This window comes from Virgibacillus chiguensis (assembly GCF_900129865.1).
GTDB lineage: Bacteria > Bacillota > Bacilli > Bacillales > Amphibacillaceae > Virgibacillus > Virgibacillus chiguensis.
The window spans coordinates 1-14964 of sequence record NZ_FQXD01000005.1 but is presented as its reverse complement, the minus strand read 5'-3'; the positions used below and the strand labels follow the sequence as shown (position 1 = coordinate 14964).

Here is a 14964-nt window from a genome sequence, read left to right as displayed (position 1 = left end):
AACCTTTTAAGCTTTTTACTTTCCGATAGTAGAACAAAGGAGCAAGCCCGTCTTTAGTCGACCTTCCTATTTAGTACAAACCGATGATATCTTATCGTAGGGCAATTCGTGAAGTCGCCTACTTGCTGGGCACTTGCGCCGGGCGTGGCTAAATAACTTAGTAATTTTATCCACAGCTACAAATTTTTTAATTTCCCAGACCATAAAAAAACGGGGAGAGATCCCTCCCCGTTGATCAATTAACCTTACACAAAGTCCAATTTCATTGTTACATCATGAGCTGTACGAGACTTGGTGTGATAATAGACACTACTACAGCACTAATCACCATAGAGATGGTACTGACTGCTCCTTCTAATTGGCTTACCTCCATGGAAGTAGCTGTACCAATGGCATGAGAAGCACTCCCCATGCCTACACCTCTTCCTAAATAATGGTTGACTTGAAATAAGCGAAATACATAATGGTGCATAAGTACACCTCCAATACCAGCAATCATAACAAATATAGCAGCAAGTGGCATTACTCCACCAATCGTATCCGTTACAGCCATAGCCACAGGTGTTGTTACTGATTTTGGCGTTAACGAATATACGATCGCGGACTCAAACCCTGCCCACTGGGCAAGCAATAGACCTGTAGTTATTCCAACAACTCCGCCTAGTAGCGTACCTGCTAATATAGGAGCAGCTACCTGCTTTAATGTATCTTTATATTTATATAATGGATAAGCAAGCGCAACTACTGCAGGTCCGAGTAATTCATTAATCCATTTTCCCCCAACCATATACGTCTCATAAGGGATACGAAAAATGATTAGAACACTGATGATGAGAATAGTGGCTACCAAAACAGGGGCAGTTAAAGAATACCTCCAAGTTCTGTGTATCCTTATAGCAAGATGATAAATGAAAAACGTTCCAATAATAGCTGAGATAGCAATTACAAACTCACTCATGTTCCCATCCCTTTCTACGCATTAGCCACTGACTAAAAAAGCCTGAACCGCCCATTACTAACATGGTGCTCACTAAGACAATCAAGATTAATAAAGCACCTTTTCCTAAAAACAAATCATAGTAATCTATAATTCCTACTGTAACAGGAATAAAAAAAAAGGCTAAATTAGCAACAATGTAATTGGCACCTTCTTCAATCCACGAGACTCGAATCAGTTTCGTACTTAATAATATAAACAATACCATCATCCCAATCACACTTCCTGGGATAAATAAATGTAACGTGCGTTGTATCCAGTTACCAAATTGAAAAATGATATACAGTAAAACAATATGCACGATCATTTTTCCTACTTTTTCCACGTTTCCTTCCTCCTTGCGATTTTAAAACGAATACCCTATATTATAGCAGTATTTTTTTATCGTTGGTAAGTGAATAGCCTTCTATAACGCAAAAAATTTACGGTAAGCGCTGTAAAAAGTAAAATTTAATGAAATCTTTGCAGTTCATCTTCAAACAGTAGCGTTTTTCTTTTTCTCCTGCTTAAACTTGTTAGCTCACATCTCCAACTTTTGAAATGGAAGACTTACAACACCTCTGAAACAAAGGCGCAAGCACCCGGTTAGCAACGTAGCGAGTGGAGCGTGTTAACTGAGATAAAGGAGTGACGGTGAGGAACGAACCGATGATGACTTAGCTTAGGGCAATGGAGTGAAGTCGCCTAGTTGCTGGGCACTGGAGCCGACGTGGTTAAATAACTTAATAAGTTTATCCACAGCTGCAAAATTTTGTAATTTCCTAGACCGGAAACAAAATTGCCAAGGCAACATTTTCTGCCTTGGCAATGCATCCTATTTCATTTTTAGTTAGAGATTAGAATTTTTGTGGAACGTCTTTTATAGCAGTAAATTTTCTTTTTCTTTCACGTCTAAAATTGCTTCTTTAACGGATTCTTCTACAGAACGATGCGTTTGATTAACGGTTGCATGAACTTTTGTCGGAAGCCCCCATAATTTAATAAACCCTAGTGCTGCTTCATGATCAAACGAATCTTCGGCATTATATGTTGCCAAATCAAAATCGTATAATGATTGTTTCGATTTTCTACCTACTACTTGTGCCTGCCCCTTATACAGCTTCACCTTTACGATGCCTGAAACATCCTTCTGTGTTTCTGTAATAAATGCTATTAAAGCTTTCGTCAAAGGTGAATACCAAAGACCATCATATACCACTTGTGCTAGTTTTTGCTCCATGAGCGGTTTAAATTGAGCTACCTCTCTCGTTAGCGTCAACGCCTCCAACTCTTGATGTGCAGCAATTAACGTAACTGCTGCTGGCGCTTCGTATATCTCGCGTGATTTAATACCAACAAGGCGGTTCTCTACATGATCAATTCTACCAACTCCATGCTTTCCTGCAACTTGATTTAATTGTAAAATAAGTGCTTCTAATGATAATTTTTCTCCGTCAATAGCGACAGGTTTTCCTTGTTCAAAAGCAATTTCCACAATCTGCGGCTTATCAGGTGCTTCTTCTGGATCTGTTGTTAAATCATACGCTTCTTTCGGCGCTTCCGCCCATGGGTCTTCTAAAATACCGCATTCATTACTTCGCCCCCAAAGATTTTGGTCTATACTAAACGGATTATCTAAATCAATGGGTACGGGGATTTGATGTTCTTTCGCATAAGCAATTTCTTCTTCTCTTGACATTGCCCATTCCCTTACAGGTGCGACAATGTCTAAACTAGGATCTAACGCCGTAAAGGCAACGTCAAACCGTACTTGATCATTTCCTTTTCCTGTACATCCATGCGCAACTGCAACAGCGCCTTCTTCTTTTGCAATATGAACTAAAATCTTAGCAATAAGCGGGCGTGACAAAGCAGATATTAACGGATATTTTCCTTCATATAATAAATTCGACTGCAATGCTGGAAGGACAAATTCATTTGCAAACAAAGCTTTAGCATCAATGACATACGATTTCACAGCGCCTACTTGTAACGCTTTATTTTTAATAAACTCAAGGTCTTTCCCTTCCCCGACATCAAGGGCAACAGCTATTACATCATAATTGTATTTATCCTGTAGCCAGCGGACAGCTACAGATGTATCTAACCCTCCAGAATAAGCTAAAACAATCTTCTCTTTCCCCAAAACGGTCACTCCTTTTATAATCTATTATTGTAATATTATGCACTATAACGAATAAATATTCAATAGCGATTTACGTTTATTATGAAATACTTTTACAATTACGATACATTCTTATTTTTCCTAGTTCATGATGATGGTATAATTTATATATAATAGAAAAATCTTAATAGACGAAAGCTATAAACCTTACATTTTTCACTTCCTAATAATGTAAAATAAACGCTTTTATTCCCACGAATAACCTTAGCAAAGATTGGCTTACTGCTAAGTCTTTATGGTAAAATCTATTTTTTTCGCATACGATAAATTCTATTCATTCCTATAGTGGAACACAGGGATGTTGGACGGTTATCTACCCATTTCAACTAGTATTTAAGCGAAGTCTTACAGCACCATCAATCGGGCTTTCATATAAAAACCCCACTGGACAACATTTCTTTCCTTAAGGATTAGACATTCAATACGAATCACGTACATAGTTAGTATACTTTTGTATTCAAATCACCTGTATTACCTAGATCACTAGTCGTTAAAAAGCATACATGTAAACGTCCACACCAATACAGATCCACTCATGAAGGAGGAAGTTAATGGACAATATAAAAGAGACGATTGTTGAGGTTGTTCAGTCAATTCTACCGATTACAATCGTAATTACCCTTCTACAGTTCACACTCATATGGTTGCCTATAGAGACATTCATACAATTTTTAATTGGGGCTTTCATGGTAGGAATAGGATTGATTCTTTTTCTATTAGGCGTTAATATTGGCATGCTTCCTGTTGGTGAAATGATTGGCTCTGCCTTATCAAAAACAAAAATGGTATGGCTCATTCTCTTTTTTGGAGTTTTATTAGGCAGTGTCGTTACGATTGCTGAGCCTGATGTGCGTGTTTTATCTACACAGGTGGACCAAGTTTCGAACGGAGAAATTTCTAAAACAGTTCTTATCCTAGCAGTAGCGTTAGGTGTAGGTATATTTGTCGGTTTATCACTTATGCGGATTATTTTTTCCATACCTATTACATATATCCTTGCTGGCGGTTACGGACTTATATTTATTTTAGCGGCTTTTACCCCTTCTAGCTTTGTACCAATTTCCTTCGACGCTGGTGGCGTTACAACTGGCCCATTAACGGTACCGTTTATTATGGCGCTCGGAGTGGGGGTCGCATCTGTTTTACGAGGAAGGTCAGCATCTCAGGACGGCTTTGGTCTCATTGCTTTAGCTTCTCTTGGCCCTATTCTTTCGGTGTTAATTTTAGGAGTGATTTACGGATGAATATAAAAATCTTTCAAGGGTTTGGACAAACAATGAGTGAAGTCGCCGTCGCGCTTTTGCCGTTAATTGTATTATTTGCTATCTTTCAATTGTTTTTCTTAAAACTCGGCGTGCGTAAATTACTAGATATTACGTTAGGGATTATACTAACATTTCTCGGACTTTCTTTTTTCCTTCAAGGCGTTCATATTGGATTTTTACCGATTGGGGAAGAATTCGGAAAGAGTCTCGGCTCCATTGATCATACATGGATTTTGATCCCGATTGGCTTTGTGCTCGGCTTTTTTGCCACGTATGCCGAGCCAGCAGTACGTGTACTCATTCAACAAGTAGAAAAAGCTTCTAGTGGATACATACCTGAGAAGGTCCTACTCTATACGGTTTCTATTGGGGTTGGCTTATCTGTTGCTTTGTCCATGGTTCGTATTCTTGCTGGTTTCTCGATTTGGTTTTTTATCTTGCCTGGTTATATTCTGGCGCTAGTTATGGTAAAATACGCATCGAAAACATTTACATCGATTGCATTTGATTCCGGAGGGGTTGCTACAGGCCCAATGACTGCAACATTTATTCTAGCTATGTTTGTTGGGATTGCTTCCGTTACTGAGGGGCGAGATCCTTTGCTTGATGGGTTTGGTATGGTTGCGCTTGTAGCTTTAGCTCCTATTTTATCTGTTCTCACATTAGGTATCTTATATAGCAGAAAGGAGAAGGAGCAGTATGTCCATGAAGAAGCCGAAACAAAAACTCATCGTTACGATCGTTAAAAAAGAACAAGCGAAGAAGGTCATACGTGCTTCCAAGGAAGCTGGAGCCCGCGGCGGAACAACTCTATTCGGAAGAGGTTATCGAACAAATGAGAAAGAACGGTTTCTCGGCATTCCCATTGAACGAGAAAGGGAAATCATTCTAACTCTCGTTGAAGAAGAAATTTATCCCGAGGTTATGCAGGCAATTATTGATTCCGTCCATTTAAACAAACCAAGACAAGGGATTGGATTTGTCATTGACACAAAGAAAATTACCGGTACACAGCATCTATTGGGATTAGAAGACAATGATAATGAACCGCACGAAGGAGATGTGGAGCTAAAAATGGAAGAAAAAATCATGTATGATCTAATTATTACCATTGTCAATAAAGGAAATAGTGAAAAAGTAGTCGACGCCTCTAAAAAAGCTGGCGCTGAAGGTGGAACCATTCTAAACGGACGAGGAACTGGCATTCATGAAAAAGCAAAGCTGTTTAATATTCTCATTGAACCAGAGAAAGAAGTCGTCCTTACTTTAATTAGTAAAGATAAGACAAACGCTGTTTTAAAAGCGATAGAAGAAGAAGCAGAATTAAATACAGCCGGCAAAGGGATTGCTTTTGTCATTGATGTTGACCAAACAATTGGTATTAATCATGTGTTGAATCAAATGGTTAACGAAAAATTGTATGGTAAATAAAAAATGAGCGGGGGATCTATGTCTCCCCCACTCATTGTTAGTACCGCTAAAGCATTATCTAAAAGCCTCTGTAGATAAACTTGGCTTATCGCCAAATCTTTAAGGCGAAAAACACCGTCGTTTTGCTTATACTATAAACAAGTGGGTGAAAAGGCTTTCTAACTACACACCTCTTCGCTCACATTCGTCAACCAACGGACAGCCTGAACAAATCGGCTTCATTTTACAATGCTCTTTCGCATGCTGCACGATTAGAGCATGAAATTCCTTAAAGCCCTCTGTATCTAATACGCATTCCGTCTCCACCTGAAGCCGAAACACTTGCTCCTTTTCCGGCATGTCCAAACCAAATCGAGCAAAAATCCTACGAGCATAAGCATCAACAACAAAAACAGGACGTTGAAATGCGTAAAGTAATAAGACATTAGCTGTTTCGGCGCCAATACCATGTATACTTAATAACTCCGCTCGCAACGTTTCTGTTTCTACATGTCGCAAATGAGCAAGTTGATAATCATATTTTTTATACCAATGAAGAAAAGCTTTTATTCGCTTTGCCTTTTGTCTATAAAAACCACTTGAACGAATTGCTACCTCTAATTCTTCCATGGGCAACGCTTCTAATTGCTCTGGTGATAAATAAGGGGTGAGCTGACACAACGCCTTCTCTACATTACTCCAATTTGTTCGCTGAACAAGAATTGCTCCTATCATCATTTCAAACACCGTATCCGCAGGCCACCATCCTTGCGAGCCGTAACAATGATACAATTTATTATATATTTGCTGGGTCGCCCCCATAACCAAGCTCTCCACTTTATTTTTACATTTCGTTAATAAATCTTTCATATAGAGGAAAATAGTTTTTTTACACTGGCGCATTCCTTACATTCTTTCCTACTTAAAGCTTGGTATATCAAGCTACGTTAACCTTTCTCTGTTTTTATACAGATTCCTCTATATCTCTTTTTACGTTCAAAAAAACAGGAATTCCACAAAAATTTACAAAACCTTTACATTCATAACATACTCTTTTAACACTTGCCTACTATACTAGCAAATGAGAGGGATAAACCTCAACTTTATATTTACTCAAAATAGGGGAGGCAATTTTGATGAAGTTCAAGAAGTATCTTATGTTCCTTCTAATCGCTGCTCTTGCAGTAGTAATTGCAGCATGTGGATCGGATTCTGAAGGAGATAACAAAGACAATAACGAAGAGGAATCATCTGAAAATACTGGCTCAGAAGGTGATAGTGAATCTGAAAAAGTAGAAGGCAGCGTCGTAATTGATGGATCTGGAACGGTTTTTCCTTTAATGGCTAAACTTGCTGAAGAATACATGGGAGAAAAACCAGATGTATCTGTTGAAGTTAGCCGTGCTGGTACAAGTGCAGGATTCGAAAAATTCCTAGCTGAAGATGGAACAGACTTTAACGATGCTTCTCGTGTAATTAAAGACGAAGAGAAAGCGAAAGCTGAAGAACTTGGAATGGAAATCAAAGAATTAAAAGTAGCTTTAGACGGTTTGACAATTGTTACTCACCCTGACAACGATTGGGCGACAGAATTAACGGAAGATCAAGTCAAAGGGATTTTCCTTGGAGAATATACAAACTGGTCAGATGTAAACCCTGAGTGGCCAGAAGAAAAGATTCAAACTTATGGACCAAACGAAAACCACGGAACATACGAGTTTTTCTATGAAAATATTTTAGAAGAACAAGATCTAGTAAGTGATATTAACTTACAACAAGATTACTCAACACTTGTAACACTTGTAGCTGAAGATAAAAACGCCATTGGGTTCTTCGGTTTTGGATACTATGACAACAACAAAGATAAAGTACAAGCTGTAAGCATTGACTTTGGTGATGGTGCTGTAGAGCCATCTCTAGACACGATTGCTGAAGATGGTGACTATGCTGGCTATACTCGCCCAGTATTTACTTACTTGAACGTTGATAATGCAAAAGAAAAGCCGCAAGTACTTGATTATGCTTTATATATTATGAACAACGTAAATGAATTTGCTGGAGAAACTGGCTTTGCGCCAATTCCTGAAGAAGAAGCAAAAACTTTAGTAAGTGAATTAGAAGCACTAAAATAATGCACGACAACCATAAGGAGAGATAACATTTCTCCTTATGGTTTCGCTCTTAATCTCACAAGACTGTCATAATAAAAACATCTATCCAATTAAACCATTATTTGACTACCTGAAGATGAGGGCAATGTACGCTCTCATCTTCTTGTGAGTTTTTGCTCTAGAAAGGGGGCCCCCTAATGGCACTGGACAACAAGATAGACAATCAAGACAAACCAAGTATTCAAGACATGATTGCGAAGAAGAAAAACGGGAAAAACCTAACAAGCATAACAGAAAAGGTCATTCCTGTCCTCCTATTCTTGATTGCAGCAGTTTCTATCTTCACGACCATTGGAATTGTTTATACATTATTAATAGAAACGATTGAATTTTTTAAACGTGTTCCCGTTATGGATTTCTTTACAGGAACCGCCTTAAAACCTTTAAGTCAAAACCCAGAATTTGGTGTACTACCACTTATTAACGGCACCATCATTTCTTCTATTATTGCCATGCTCGTTGCTGGACCAATTGGTATTATGACAGCTGTTTTCTTAAGTGAATATGCCTCAGAACGAGTAAGAAGAACATTAAAACCAATGTTAGAAATTCTTGCTGGAATTCCTACCATCGTTTATGGTTTCTTTGCCTTTACATTTGTTACACCGCTTATTCGTGAGGTTTTTCCAAGTGTAGAAGCGACAAATATTTTAAGCCCTGGACTCGTCATGGGTGTCATGATTATTCCTATGATTGCATCACTCTCAGAAGATGCGATGACATCTGTTCCCAACGCTATGCGTGAAGGTGCGCTCGCATTAGGAGCAACAAAGTTAGAAGTTACTTTTCGCGTCGTCATTCCTGCTGCGCTTTCTGGAATTATTGCATCCTTTGTCCTTGGTATTTCACGTGCGATTGGCGAAACAATGATTGTAACCATAGCTAGCGGAAGTTCGAAAAACTTCACCTTCGATATTACACAATCTATGCAAACAATGACTGCATATATTGTCGAAGTTTCTGGCGGTGAAGCGCCAGCTGGATCAACGATTTATTTCAGCTTATACGCAGTTGCTATGACGTTATTTGTATTCACACTGCTTATGAACCTACTTGCAAGATATGTCTCTCGTAAGTTCAGGGAGGAATATTAAATGAAATATGTCGATACGAATCAAGTCCAAAAAAACATGAACAGTCGTCTGATTAAAAACAATATCCTTAAATCTGTATTTTTTCTCGCAACAATTTTTGGCTTAATTGTTTTAGCTGTATTAATTTTTCGTGTCATCATGCAAGGTGCCAGCTGGATTAATATGGATTTTTTAACGAATAAGTTATCTACTTCCCCTGATCGCGCTGGTATTATGGGGGCTATCTTAGGAACATTTTGGCTCATGCTCGTCGTCATTCCAGTTACGCTAATACTTGGCGTTGGGACAGCTATCTATTTGGAATTGTATGCAAAAAAAGGACGCTTTCAAGGTTTTATTCAAACAAACATCGCTAATTTAGCCGGTGTTCCATCCATTGTTTATGGAATTCTCGGAATGACTATCTTTGTCCGTGCCCTTGATTTCGGAAACGTCGTATTGGCTGGTGGACTAACCATGTCATTACTTGTCCTTCCGATTATCATCGTCGCTTCACAAGAATCCATTCGATCCGTACCGCAACACTTAAGTGAAGCATCTTATGGCATGGGAGCTACGAAATGGCAAACGGTTAAAAATATCATTCTCCCTGCAGCATTACCCGGTATTTTAACAGGGTCGATATTGTCTTTATCTCGAGCAATTGGCGAAACAGCACCGCTTGTTGTTATCGGTATACCTGCTTTACTTATCCCTTTCCCGGGTGGAATTATGGATAAATTCACGGTACTCCCAATGCAAATTTATTATTGGACGATTGACTCTTCTTTAGTTGAAGAATATGCCAACTTAGCTGCGGCAACGATTATTATTTTGCTCGTATTACTGTTTCTGTTAAATGCAACAGCAATTTTTATCCGCAATAAGTTCCAAAAGCGTTTTTAGAAAAACTTGGCTTGTCTCCAAGTCTTATGGCAAAAGCCTTTCTTTTTCTTATTCTTTCCTATCGTGTTAAAAAGCTCGGTTTTCATGATGCTTACGAATCCTAAAATTTTATACTTTTTAGTAGTAAAAAGGAGTGAATGAAATGGCTACGTTAACGAAGCCCAATATCAAAGTGAAGCGACAAGTAATTTCAGAAGAAGAAGCCACTTCAGAGGTAGCAGCGACAACGAAACAGAACGTGCATAAAAAAACTGTGTACGATACGAAAGATTTAAACTTATGGTATGGCGATACACATGCACTAAAAGACATTAATTTGTCTATTTACGAGAAAGAAGTAACGGCAATTATTGGTCCATCTGGGTGTGGAAAGTCTACGTATTTAAAAACATTAAACCGTATGGTAGAACTTGTACCAAGCGTTAAAACTTCTGGTGTCATTACGTATAAAGATAAGAGCATTTTAGATAAATCATTTAAAGTAGAGGATTTACGTACAAAAGTTGGCATGGTATTTCAAAAACCAAATCCTTTTCCTAAATCCATCTATGAAAATATTGCCTATGGGCCAAAAATCCATGGTATTCGCAACAAAAAAATCCTTGATGAAATTGTAGAAAAAAGCTTACGTGGTGCTTCCATTTGGGATGAAGTAAAAGACCGTTTAAAAGAAAATGCCTATGGTCTCTCTGGCGGGCAGCAACAACGAATTTGTATTGCTCGTTGTTTAGCGATTGAACCTGATGTTATCTTAATGGATGAGCCGACTTCAGCACTTGACCCAAAATCTACGCTACGTGTAGAAGAGCTCATTCAAGAGTTGAAGAAAGATTATTCTATTGTTATTGTTACTCATAACATGCAGCAGGCTGCACGTATTTCCGACCGCACAGCATTTTTCCTAAATGGTGAAGTCGTGGAATATGATGAAACAGATAAAATCTTTACGAACCCATCAGACAACAGAACGGAAGACTATATTTCCGGTCGCTTTGGTTAAAATGAAGGAAAAATGGCTTCTTCCATCATTGGGGGCTTTCATCTTCACCGATTATAGTAGTTTTTCTTATACTATAAACCTTTAAACATTTTATACTTCCCTATAGTGCAAAAAGAAAAAATCCTGTTCCGAAATGGATCAGGATTTTTACGTTTTATTCAATATGAAATTGTTTTGTATGTTGTGAGAGGTCTTCGGCTATAGCTGTTAAACGCTCCCCTACTTCTTGGTTTGTTTTCAATTGTGTTATTTGTGCATCACTCGTGGTAAGCATTTGCTCTGCACTTGCCAGATTTTCTTGGGCTACAGAAGCATAGTTGAGCGTTGCCTGCTCTAGTTGCGGTAATACAGACCCTACTGCTTGTACTTCTTCTTTCATCCTATGAAATTGGTTTCCAACCTGTTCAATTTCATACAGTAAGTTATCAAATGATGTTTTTGCTGCTTTTGACATGGATAATGTTGCATTCGTTTTCGTAAGCATATGATCAAATTCCTTCACAGCAGATGACGTATTCTCTTCCATACGATTGATGGTAGTCGTTATCTCCACAGCCGCCTCAGAAGACTGCTCTGCTAGCTTACGAACTTCTTTAGCAACAACAGTGAACCCTTTTCCAGATTCTCCTGCACGAGCTGCTTCAATACCTGCATTTAATGCCAATAATTTCGTCTGCTCAGCAATCTTTTGAATGATATCTACTAATTTTGTAATTGCTTTAGAATTATTACGAACATGATGTATCGTGTTTGTCAATTGGGTAAAATCGACCTCGTAGGAAATAATGGTATCCATTAACTTCTTAATCTGCTGTTCGCCCGTTTCTGCCGATTTGTTCATCGCTTGTGAGCTTTGATACGATTGTTCCATTTGTGCTATTGTCCGTTCCACATTTTCCTTCATATCATGGAAACGCGTCATACTTTCTTCTGAGCTTGCCGCCGTCTGATCAGCACCATCCTTAACGACGTGAATGGCTTGCTTTAATTGCTCACCAGAATGTAAACTTTCTGCAGCTGACGCTTGTAATTCTAATCCAGCTTCATTTAAATCATTCGTTGTTTCTTTCATATTTTTAAGCAAATTGCGCATAAAATGAATCATTGTCGTATAACTCTTATGTAGCGAAATGAACTCTGGCAACGTCGTTTGCAACTGCTTCGGTTCTTTCATTTCCCCCGAACGTACCTCTCGCATCGTTTCTCGTAATACACTAAGTGGTTTTGTTAAGCTACGGACAAACAAGGCAATGACAATACTGGCAATAACGGCACTAATCAGACTTATAATCATTGTATCCATAGCCATTCCTTTTACTGGCCCCATATACGAAGAAGTAGGGACAACCAACACATATAATCCTTTTACCTCTTTCATTTCTTGAAACGTTAACGTATATTGTTTTCCGTCAATGGTCTTATGTAATAGACCATCCTTTTGTTCTACTAATTCATTTACCAATGCATTCGATATTGGCGGAAGCTCTCCCTCACTTTCCTGAAGGGGAACAACTTTTCCAGACTGTACGTAAAAATATTCTGACGGTATCCCTTCTTTAGCTAGCTTATTTTTTTGCTCTCTAACATTTGCATTCAATTGCTGATGAAAATACGTATCATCACTGACATACAAAAATTTTAGATTCTCTGCAATGTAACCCATTAATTCGGTTTCACGTTCTAGTCGATTTTCAATTGCTGATGTGGTCATTTTCTTTGCTTGTATGTATGAACTAACACCTACAGCCATGACAGAAAGAAGTAATAACACAATAAACAGGATGAGTAATCTGCTCCACAAGCTAAATTTTGTTTGCATACTTTTTGTAAATGAAAAAAAACGCGTGAACCAAATTGGTTTCTGTATACGCAACGAAAATCCCCCTACTTTATACCTATTTTACTTCATTATAGCAACCAAATGTTAATTGAATGTAAAAAATTGGTGACATTTGGGGGAAAATGTCGCCTTATTGTCTTTTTTGAAAGATAACTCCATTCATAAAGAAATAGACATTATACAGAAGTTTAGCTAATTCTCTGTAGATACGTTTATCTATTGTACACAGCCTTTTAACACCACTTGGCTTTTTAATCATGTAAACGAATGGTATATAGTCCTATAAAGATGCCACTCTTGTAAGTATGATTTGAAGAACAAAGGCTCGGGACGCCAGCTTACCAACGTAGTGAGTGGAACGAATCAACGAAAGTTGTAGGAAATGTTCCTGCAACAGGAGTATGCCGGCGCCCTCCGGAAGCCCGTTTTTAGTCGGCCTTCCTATTTAGAACGAACCGATGATGAAGCTTAGAGCAATGGAGTGAAATCGCCTAGTTGTTGGCGCTGGGGCCGGACGGGGCTCATTTGGTTATTTGGTTACGCCATAGCACCATCAAATTTTATACTTTATTATCTATTGAAAAAGGCCAAGCAAGTCGCTTGACCCTTTTCTATCCATTTATTCATTGGAAATAATTAATTTTAATGCTTCTGTTTTCGCTGAATTCTCAAATACTTCATATGCTTTTAACATCTCGTCAAACGTAAAACGATGTGTTATCAGTTTTGCTGGCTGTAATTTATTTGATTGCACCGTTTTTAACAGCATTGGCGTAGTGCTCGTGCTTACTAAACCTGTCGTTAAACGAATGTTTTTAATCCACAATTTTTCAAGATGGAAATCAACAGCTTCACCGTGCACTCCTAATACTGGGATGGCACCTCCAGGTTTAATAATTTGTTGGCAGATTTCAAACGTAGCGGGTATACCTACAACTTCCATTGCCACATCTACACCTTTTCCATCTGTTAAATCCATAATTTTTTCTACTGCTTTTCCATCTGAGCTATTAACCGTTTTTGTAGCGCCAAATTTCTTAGCAACTTCCAGACGATGATCGTCTAAATCCACCATAATAATTTCTGCTGGCGAATAAAATTGCGCAGTAAGCAAAGCTGCCATACCGACTGGGCCAGCTCCGATAATTACTACAGTTTGTCCAGGCTGTACCTGCCCGTAAAGTACACCAATTTCAAATCCAGTCGGAAGGATATCACTTAACATGACTAACGCTTCTTCATCTGCACCATCAGGAATATGATATAAGCTATTATCTGCATGCGGAATACGTACATATTCAGCTTGCGTTCCATCAATGAGGTGACCTAAAATCCAGCCTCCATCTTCACAATGCGCATAAAGCGCGCGCTTACAATTTTCACATTTCCCACAAGAAGTGACACAAGAGATAATAACTTTATCCCCTTTTTTAAAGTTTTTCACACCTTCGCCAACTTCTTCAACAACACCTACACCTTCATGTCCCAAAATTCTACCTTCTGTTACCGCTGGAACATCACCTTTTAAGATATGCAAATCTGTACCACAAATCGTTGTTTTCGACACTCTAATTAATGCGTCTGTTGCTTTGTCTACCTTTGGCTTTGGTTTGTCGATAAAATCTTTCTTTCCTGGCCCAAAATAAGTAAGTGCTTTCATTTTATGCCTTCCTCCTTTTTGGTGAAGTTTTTCACAATTAAATTGTAAGCCATTATGTCGTTATTTGCAATAATATTTCGATACTTCATATAATAAGAGAAGTTCGTTTCCTTCATCTCTCTCTTCAACTTTGTGTTGGTGAAAGTCAGGGCTTTTAGTACCATAGTGAACTACTCCCCACTTAGCTTCGCTTGAAGTGGGAGCTTCTCATTTCCACGACGAAAGCAACCTTTCGTCTCCATGAGCGTTACTTCGGGAAGTTCCTGCCCTAGATGTCCGACGAATCGGAGTTTCTTTCGTACCTTGGATATTTTACACATGGAAGGATTCGCTTGGTTTTCGCATTATTAGTTTCTCCATGCAACCTCATATATCCAGTTTTCAAAGAACACTTCATGCTCTTATGGTAACATGCGTTCGGTCAATTAGCACGTCTAAAGACGTACTTGACCGAAAGCCAATTCATCTCCACCTTACC

Annotated in this window: 14 protein-coding genes; 7 read left to right on the top strand and 7 right to left on the bottom strand. The window is 38.5% G+C overall.

The window, feature by feature from the left end; genetic code table 11:
* Nucleotides 1-268: 268 nt before the first annotated feature.
* The 3 genes from BUB45_RS07105 to BUB45_RS07095 form a co-directional block, all read right to left on the bottom strand.
* Nucleotides 269-958 (bottom strand): LrgB family protein, encoded by a 690-nt coding sequence (locus BUB45_RS07105; RefSeq protein WP_073006743.1) that lies wholly within the window; start codon nt 956-958, stop codon nt 269-271.
* Nucleotides 951-1322, bottom strand: a complete 372-nt coding sequence (locus BUB45_RS07100) for a CidA/LrgA family protein (protein ID WP_240458716.1) — start codon at nt 1320-1322, stop codon at nt 951-953. Before BUB45_RS07100 ends, BUB45_RS07105 begins: the two co-directional genes overlap by 8 nt.
* Nucleotides 1323-1856: 534 nt before the next feature.
* Nucleotides 1857-3122: an argininosuccinate synthase gene (locus BUB45_RS07095; protein ID WP_073006742.1), complete on the bottom strand. Its 1266-nt coding sequence runs from the start codon at nt 3120-3122 to the stop codon at nt 1857-1859.
* A 590-nt stretch (nt 3123-3712) separates the two neighbouring features.
* Here BUB45_RS07095 and BUB45_RS07090 point away from each other — a divergent pair.
* Genes BUB45_RS07090 through BUB45_RS07080 form a run of 3 tightly spaced genes read left to right on the top strand, consistent with a single transcriptional unit; the run spans nt 3713 to nt 5857 of the window.
* The gene (locus BUB45_RS07090; protein ID WP_073006740.1) at nt 3713-4405 is read left to right on the top strand and encodes a DUF1538 domain-containing protein; all 693 of its coding nucleotides are present in this window, start codon (nt 3713-3715) and stop codon (nt 4403-4405) included.
* Nucleotides 4402-5172, top strand: a complete 771-nt coding sequence (locus tag BUB45_RS07085; protein WP_073006738.1) for a DUF1538 domain-containing protein — start codon at nt 4402-4404, stop codon at nt 5170-5172. Before BUB45_RS07090 ends, BUB45_RS07085 begins: the two co-directional genes overlap by 4 nt.
* On the top strand, nt 5132-5857 hold the full coding sequence (locus BUB45_RS07080) for a P-II family nitrogen regulator (protein WP_244527679.1): 726 nt from the start codon (nt 5132-5134) through the stop codon (nt 5855-5857). Before BUB45_RS07085 ends, BUB45_RS07080 begins: the two co-directional genes overlap by 41 nt.
* Before the next feature lie 162 nt (nt 5858-6019).
* Here BUB45_RS07080 and BUB45_RS07075 read toward each other — a convergent pair whose 3' ends face one another.
* Entirely contained in the window at nt 6020-6706 is a 687-nt protein-coding gene (locus BUB45_RS07075; RefSeq protein WP_244527678.1) for an endonuclease III domain-containing protein, read from the bottom strand.
* Between the two features lie 266 nt (nt 6707-6972).
* Here BUB45_RS07075 and BUB45_RS07070 point away from each other — a divergent pair, with 266 nt between their 5' ends.
* The 4 genes from BUB45_RS07070 to pstB all read left to right on the top strand — a co-directional run bounded on the left by BUB45_RS07070 (nt 6973) and on the right by pstB (nt 10986).
* Nucleotides 6973-7968 carry a PstS family phosphate ABC transporter substrate-binding protein gene (locus BUB45_RS07070; protein ID WP_073006733.1) on the top strand — a complete coding sequence of 332 codons (996 nt, stop codon included), beginning with the start codon at nt 6973-6975 and terminating at the stop codon, nt 7966-7968.
* 227 nt (nt 7969-8195) lie between these two features.
* On the top strand, nt 8196-9101 hold the full coding sequence (gene pstC / locus BUB45_RS07065) for a phosphate ABC transporter permease subunit PstC (RefSeq protein WP_399457255.1): 906 nt from the start codon (nt 8196-8198) through the stop codon (nt 9099-9101).
* Nucleotides 9102-9986: a phosphate ABC transporter permease PstA gene (gene pstA / locus BUB45_RS07060; protein WP_073006730.1), complete on the top strand. Its 885-nt coding sequence runs from the start codon at nt 9102-9104 to the stop codon at nt 9984-9986.
* A gap of 142 nt (nt 9987-10128) precedes the next feature.
* Nucleotides 10129-10986 (top strand): phosphate ABC transporter ATP-binding protein PstB, encoded by an 858-nt coding sequence (gene pstB, locus BUB45_RS07055; protein ID WP_073006728.1) that lies wholly within the window; start codon nt 10129-10131, stop codon nt 10984-10986.
* Between the two features lie 154 nt (nt 10987-11140).
* Here pstB and BUB45_RS07050 read toward each other — a convergent pair whose 3' ends face one another.
* The 3 genes from BUB45_RS07050 to BUB45_RS20135 form a co-directional block, all read right to left on the bottom strand.
* Entirely contained in the window at nt 11141-12859 is a 1719-nt protein-coding gene (locus BUB45_RS07050) for a methyl-accepting chemotaxis protein (protein WP_084723568.1), read from the bottom strand.
* Nucleotides 12860-13445: 586 nt separating this feature from the next.
* A complete protein-coding gene (locus BUB45_RS07045) occupies nt 13446-14486 on the bottom strand; it encodes a zinc-dependent alcohol dehydrogenase family protein (protein ID WP_073006727.1) in 1041 nt (346 codons plus the stop codon).
* A gap of 170 nt (nt 14487-14656) precedes the next feature.
* Nucleotides 14657-14806 carry a hypothetical protein gene (locus BUB45_RS20135; protein ID WP_212590750.1) on the bottom strand — a complete coding sequence of 50 codons (150 nt, stop codon included), beginning with the start codon at nt 14804-14806 and terminating at the stop codon, nt 14657-14659.
* Nucleotides 14807-14964 lie beyond the last annotated feature (158 nt).